We start from the raw sequence: 6,357 nt of genomic DNA on the forward strand, positions 1-6,357 counted from the left end.
AATTCTTAAAAGGGGCTGCAAGTCTGTTTCGACGAATTAAGCAGCGAAAGCCATGCTTTGGTTGAACCCAAATACATTAGCTAATTTAGTTTTTGCGTTTAATTTAAGTTGGTTTTAACGTGTTCCTTCACGGCTGTAGTTGAATCCAAACATTTATCTATCGAATGCCTGAACACCCCCAGGATGCTTTATAATAGCATATTAATATTTATTTTTCAATGCCTTTTGAATTTCTCTTTGCGCATCCTTGGCTTTCTGTGACTCTCGTTTGTCATGTAAATTCTTACCCTTTGCCAAAGCAATTTCTAACTTTGCCAAGCCATGATTTAAATACAAACGAACAGGAACCACTGTATATCCTTTAATACGAGTGGATTGATACAATTTATTGATTTCATTTTTATGAAGCAATAACTTTCTTTCTCTTACTTCATCATGATTAAAACGGTTCCCAAATTCATATGGAGAAATATGCATTCCCTTGATAAAAGCTTCTCCATTTGAAAAACTCACAAAACTATCTTTTAATTGAACTTTTCCCCTTCGAATACTTTTAATCTCTGTTCCCTTTAATTCCAGACCCGCTTCAAATCGATCAAATAACTCATATTCATGTCTTGCCTTTTTATTTTCTGCTACCGTTTTCTGGTTGCTCATTCCAATACCACCTCAATCCCCTCTGGCGAACCAACCACTTCATTGACATAATCAATCACTGCCTGCCTTGTTGTACCGGCTGTTCCATGTGTTGCTGCCATATCATCTGTATATTCATGAATCGTTGTTGTTTTAATAGACGTAAATTGTGAATTAAAATATGTAACAGTTGGAATAAATTTTACATCACTAAAAGACACTTCTTTTGTATCAAAGTTATAGTTCAACGTAAAACTAGCCATGCCACCTATCATTCCACCCACTGTATCCTGGGCACTCAAAAAATTACCTAAAGAATAATAAATCAAAGTATCTTGATTTTTTCCGTGGTAAATTTCACAAGGCTCAATGACATGAGGATGTGTTCCAATAATAACTTCAGCTCCACATTCATTTAATATTTTTGCGTATTTTGCCTGTTCATCCGTTACAGACGTTACATATTCAGTTCCCCAGTGCATTGCTACAATTTGCACATCACTGATTTCACTGATTTTTTCCATATCTTCTCGGATTAAATCTTCATCAATGACATCAACTAACCAAGGCATATCTTCTGGTAATGTATATCCATTTAATCCATATGTATACCCCAATAAACCAACACGAATTCCATTTAATTCAACCACCGTATATTCACTTCTTGCTTTTTCACTTGTATGTGTTCCCGTATAAACAATTTTTGGATATGTATCATCTAAATAATTCATTTCATCAATTAAACCATTTGCACCTGTATCCATACAATGATTTGAACTCGTTGACAACCAGTCATAGCCTGCATTAGCAACGGCATCTAATATTTCTCTAGGTGCATTAAATACTGGATACGAATTCAATCCATATTCTTCTCCATTACATATGACTTCCTGATTAATATAGGCGAAATCTGCATTTTGTACATATGGATTAGTCAATTCATAAATATCATCAAATTGATAGCCATTTCCAGCTAACATTTGCCAATAATAAATGGCTCCATGAATTAAATTATCACCTACACCAACAAAAGAAAAAGAAGAAGACCCTTTTGATTCTTTCTTTTCCACTACTTCTTTTTTCAATACTTTTGGCTGTTCATTTGCGACTTTTTCTTTTTGTGCAACACGAACACCTATAGCGCCTAAACAAATAACCAATACAATACATAGTAAGCCACAAACCACAATTAATCCTAAACGAAATGGATTCGTTTTTCTTCTTTTCTTCTTTGCCATTCTCTCTACCTCTAATCCATTCTACCATAAAAAGAAAAAAGGATGAAAATTCATCCTCTTATTCTTCAATTTTTTTATCAATATCTGCAATTTCTGCTTCTAATTTTTGAATAAAATCTTCTTTATCTTCAATTTGCTGTTCAATCGCACGTGTTTGTTCTTCACTGATCAAACCCAAAGTATCTTCTTGAAGACGAGCAATTTGACGTTTTTGATTTTCAATTTGTGATTTTTTATAATCACGTGTTTCAATCATACGTTTTTTCCAATCTTGATGCTTTTGTTCATTAAACTTTGTTAAACCATCAAAATATTGATCATTAATCGAACGGAACTCTTTCCAAATTGTATTTTCTTTTTCACGACCACAAGAACCAACTTTTTTCCATTCCGCACTTAATTCCTTCATTGTTTCAGTGTTTTCTTTTGTGAATTCATTTGTTGCGACAATTTGTTTAGCCTGATTCACTAAAGCCATTTTCTGTTCATAATTAATATCTTGTTTCTTATGTAAATCATCATAGAAAACTGCTCTACGATCATAGAATACCTGACGAGCTGCATTGAAATCATTCCATAAAGCATTTTCATATTCTTTACCTGCATTTCCAGCAGCCTTCCATTGATCCATCATATCTTTTAATTTTTGACTTGTTTTTTTCCACTGCTCAGAATCCTGTAAAGCCTTTGCTTCTTCTACTAATTTTTCCTTAATAGAACGAGCCTGTTCAAACTTTTTATTCATTTCTTCCCAATTCTGACGCTTACGATCATAGAACACTTGACGAGCATCATTGAATTCTTTCCAAAGATCATCGTCTTTATCACCAGCATTACCTGCTTTTTTCCATTCTTCCATCAATTCATTTAATTTTTGGGTTGTTTTATTCCATTCATCCGATAAAGATAAGTCCTTTGCCTGTTGAATCAAACCTTCTTTAATTTCTTGTGCTTTTTTAAACACAACATTACGTTTTTCATAAACCGCATCCAAAGCCTTTTCAAAACGTTCCTTTAAATCTTCTTCCTGTAAAGATTCATAATAAGGAATTTTGCGCCATCTCTTTTTCAATTGGTTTAATTTGCGATTTGCTTCATTCCAATTTTCCTCATCTTTAAGACTCTCAGCTTCTTCAATCAATGCTTCTTTTGCATTAATATCTGCTCCTAAGTCTTGTTCTTCAAAAATTTCATCGTTATAATCTACTGCCATAATTTCCTCCAACCACAATATAGAATACAATATATAGTTATTTTACCCTTTTTTTTATCAAATGTCATTTATTTTTTTCGAAATTCAAAATCAGTTATGTATTTATTTTGTAAACATTTGATTTTATATTGTGAACATTTTTACTTGATTAATCAATAAAAGAATGTATAATATACATTACGTGATGAAAGGAAGTATTTATATGACAAGAGTTTATAACTTTAGTGCAGGACCTGCTGTTCTACCAGAAAACGTATTACAACAAGCGGCCAATGAAATGTTAGACTACCAGGGATGTGGTATGTCTGTTATGGAGATGAGCCACCGCTCCAAAATGTTTCAATCCATTATTGATCAAGCCCAACAAGATCTAAGAGACTTATTACATATACCATCGAATTATAAAGTTTTATTTTTACAAGGAGGAGCCAGTCAACAATTCTCCGCTATTCCTATGAACTTAGCAAAAAATGGTGTAGCTGATTATATTATTACTGGACAATGGGCAAAAAAAGCTTATCAAGAAGCAAAAAAATATATTAAAGCCAATGTTATTGCTTCCAGTGAAGACAAAACATTTTCTTATATACCTGATTGCTCTGATTTAAATGTAAGTGAAGACGCTGATTATGTATATGTATGCTACAACAATACAATTTATGGAACAAAATTCCCTGAAATACCAAACACAAAAGGAAAAATTTTAGTAGCTGATATGTCAAGTTGTATTCTATCAGAACCAGTAAATGTAGAAGACTTCGGCGTTATTTATTTTGGTGTTCAAAAAAATGTAGGACCTGCTGGAGTCGTTATTGCTATCATTCGCGAAGATTTAATTCGCGATGATGTATTACCATATACACCTACAATGTTAAAATGGAAAACACAAGCCGATGCCGATTCTTTATATAATACACCACCTTGTTATGGAATCTATATTTGTGGATTGGTTTTTAAATGGATCAAAGAACAAGGTGGCCTGGAAGCCATGAAAGAAATCAATGAAAAGAAAGCAAAAATTTTATATGATTTCCTGGATTCTTCTAAATTATTTAAAGGAACCGTTGAAAAAGAAAGTCGATCTTTAATGAATGTTCCATTTGTAACTGGAGATAAAGACTTAGATGCTAAATTTATAGCAGAAGCCAAAGAAGCTGGCTTTGAAAACTTAAAAGGACATCGATCTGTTGGTGGAATGCGTGCCAGCATTTACAATGCAATGCCAATTGAAGGTGTTGAAAAATTAGTTCAATTTATGAAAGAATTTGAAGGAAGGAATTTATAATGTATAACATTAAATTATTTAACAACATTGCCTCTCAGGGATTAAATCAATTAAATGATCAATATAATGTATCTGAAATCATTGAAAGTCCAGATGGAATTTTAGTACGAAGTGCCAATTTATTTGATATTGACTATAATCCAGAATTAAAAGCTATTTGTCGTGCCGGAGCCGGTGTTAACAATATCGATATTGATACTTGTACAAAAAAAGGTGTTGCCGTATTCAATACACCTGGAGCTAACAGTAATGCCGTTAAAGAATTAGTTTTTGCTGGTTTATTACTTGCCAGTCGTGATATTTATCATGGAATGGAATGGGTAAAAAAAGAAGCGGATAATCCTGATTTATCAAAACTTGTTGAAAAGCAAAAGAAACGCTTTGCCGGAAATGAATTAGTTGGAAAATCATTGGGTGTTATTGGTTGTGGTGCTATTGGTGTGCAAGTTGCTAATTTAGCCCTTCGCTTTGGAATGGAAGTGCATGGTTATGATCCATATATGTCTATTGACGCCGCATGGAATTTATCTCGTTATGTGCATCATGAAACAAATATTGAAGATATCTATCGTAAATGTGATTTCATTACATTACATATTCCAATGAATGACAGTACAAAAAATACTATTAATAAAGAATCCATTTCTCATATGAAAGATGGTGTTAAAATTTTAAATTTTGCTCGTGGAGGCTTAGTCAATGACCATGACATGAAAGAAGCTTTAGACAGTGGAAAAGTCGGATTCTATGTAACTGATTTTCCTTCTAATGAACTCGCTAAACATCCATATGTAGCTGCCATTCCTCATTTAGGTGCTTCTACAGAAGAAAGTGAAATCAATTGTGCAGTAAAAGCTTGTCAGGAAATGAAAGATTATTTAGAAAATGGAAACATCACAAATTCTGTAAATTTACCAAATGCTTCTATGGAATTCAGTGCCCCATATCGAATTTGCATCATTCACAAAAACGTGCCAAAAATGATTAGTCAAATCACAAATTGTTTTGTGGACAATTCCAATATTGAAAACTTACTCAATAAATCAAAAAAAGACATTGCCTATACAATGTTAGATTTAGATACAAAAGTATCTAAGGAAACACTGGATGCGATTTCAAGTATTGACGGCGTAACTCGTGTTCTTTGTTACAAAAAATGATTGATGGTCATACCCACTTAGAAAATGGTCTTTTGACAAAGGAATACGTCCATCAATTTATTGATGCAGCTTTAAAAAAAGGAATCAATCATCTATGTATTTTAGATCATACACATCGTTTTTATGAATTTAAAGACCTCTATGATCAAGTTTGTTCTTTTGATGTTCGTCAAAAAAAATGGGTTGAATCTAAACAAAAGAATTCAATTCAGGAATATTATTCTTTAATTCAGGAAATTAAAAAAGAAAAACTTCCAATCAAAGTTTCTTTTGGATTGGAAGTTTGTTTTAGTCCAAGTCACATTGATTTTCTCAAAGAAAAACTCAATGAATTTCCTTATGATTTCTTAGTTGGAGCCATTCATTCCATAAATGGAGCCATATATGATTTACATGAACTATCAAAAGAAATTTTATGGACAAAAAAAGATGTAGATGAAATATATAAACAATACTTTGATTGTTTAATTCAGGCCATTGATTCTAAGTTATTTACTCAAATTGCGCATCCCGACGTGATTAAGATGTATGAAATCTATCCGCATTATGATTTAAAAGACACATACATCAAAATCGCACAACATGCCTGTCAAGCACAAGTTGCTTTAGAAGACAATACCGGAGCCAGTTATCGTTATCATCATCCAGAGGTTGGATTAAATCCATTATTTCGTCAAATATTGCAGGAACATCATGTCAAGCTTATTTCTTGTTCAGATGCTCATTATCCAGAAGATGTTGCCAGAAACTTTGAGAGAATCATTTGATTCTCTCAGACTGTTGACAAAGTAATAGTCGACAGTCTTTTTTTTATTTGATAGAATA

At 32.6% G+C, this 6,357-nt stretch carries 6 protein-coding genes; 3 read left to right on the plus strand and 3 right to left on the minus strand.

What is annotated here, in order from left to right:
- Positions 1–201 precede the first annotated feature (201 nt).
- Genes smpB through ACI32A_RS07815 form a run of 3 tightly spaced genes read right to left on the minus strand, consistent with a single transcriptional unit; the run spans position 202 to position 3,087 of the window.
- The gene (smpB, locus tag ACI32A_RS07805; protein ID WP_439754485.1) at positions 202–657 is read right to left on the minus strand and encodes an SsrA-binding protein SmpB; all 456 of its coding nucleotides are present in this window, start codon (positions 655–657) and stop codon (positions 202–204) included.
- A complete protein-coding gene (locus ACI32A_RS07810; RefSeq protein WP_439754486.1) occupies positions 654–1,874 on the minus strand; it encodes a CapA family protein in 1,221 nt (406 codons plus the stop codon). The genes smpB and ACI32A_RS07810 overlap by 4 nt, the downstream gene beginning before the upstream one ends.
- Before the next feature lie 58 nt (positions 1,875–1,932).
- Positions 1,933–3,087, minus strand: coding sequence for a DUF349 domain-containing protein (locus tag ACI32A_RS07815; protein WP_439754487.1), 1,155 nt, complete (start codon positions 3,085–3,087; stop codon positions 1,933–1,935).
- Positions 3,088–3,289: 202 nt separating this feature from the next.
- Between ACI32A_RS07815 and serC the strand changes: the two genes are divergently transcribed.
- The 3 genes from serC to ACI32A_RS07830 are packed head-to-tail and all read left to right on the plus strand — an operon-like array spanning position 3,290 to position 6,299.
- The gene (serC, locus tag ACI32A_RS07820) at positions 3,290–4,372 is read left to right on the plus strand and encodes a 3-phosphoserine/phosphohydroxythreonine transaminase (RefSeq protein WP_439754488.1); all 1,083 of its coding nucleotides are present in this window, start codon (positions 3,290–3,292) and stop codon (positions 4,370–4,372) included.
- Positions 4,372–5,532 (plus strand): phosphoglycerate dehydrogenase, encoded by a 1,161-nt coding sequence (locus ACI32A_RS07825; protein ID WP_439754489.1) that lies wholly within the window; start codon positions 4,372–4,374, stop codon positions 5,530–5,532. Before serC ends, ACI32A_RS07825 begins: the two co-directional genes overlap by 1 nt.
- On the plus strand, positions 5,529–6,299 hold the full coding sequence (locus tag ACI32A_RS07830; protein WP_439754490.1) for a PHP domain-containing protein: 771 nt from the start codon (positions 5,529–5,531) through the stop codon (positions 6,297–6,299). The genes ACI32A_RS07825 and ACI32A_RS07830 overlap by 4 nt, the downstream gene beginning before the upstream one ends.
- Positions 6,300–6,357 lie beyond the last annotated feature (58 nt).

The organism is Floccifex sp., from assembly GCF_051873555.1.
Classification (GTDB): Bacteria; Bacillota_I; Bacilli_A; order Erysipelotrichales; family Erysipelotrichaceae; genus Floccifex.

Excerpts from the sequence above, each read along its gene's own strand:
- smpB (WP_439754485.1), bottom strand. The coding sequence starts at position 657 with ATGAGCAACCAGAAAACGGTAGCAGAAAATAAAAAGGCAAGACATGAA.
- ACI32A_RS07810 (WP_439754486.1), bottom strand. The coding sequence starts at position 1,874 with ATGGCAAAGAAGAAAAGAAGAAAAACGAATCCATTTCGTTTAGGATTA.
- ACI32A_RS07815 (WP_439754487.1), bottom strand. The coding sequence starts at position 3,087 with ATGGCAGTAGATTATAACGATGAAATTTTTGAAGAACAAGACTTAGGA.
- serC (WP_439754488.1), top strand. The coding sequence starts at position 3,290 with ATGACAAGAGTTTATAACTTTAGTGCAGGACCTGCTGTTCTACCAGAA.
- ACI32A_RS07825 (WP_439754489.1), top strand. The coding sequence starts at position 4,372 with ATGTATAACATTAAATTATTTAACAACATTGCCTCTCAGGGATTAAAT.
- ACI32A_RS07830 (WP_439754490.1), top strand. The coding sequence starts at position 5,529 with ATGATTGATGGTCATACCCACTTAGAAAATGGTCTTTTGACAAAGGAA.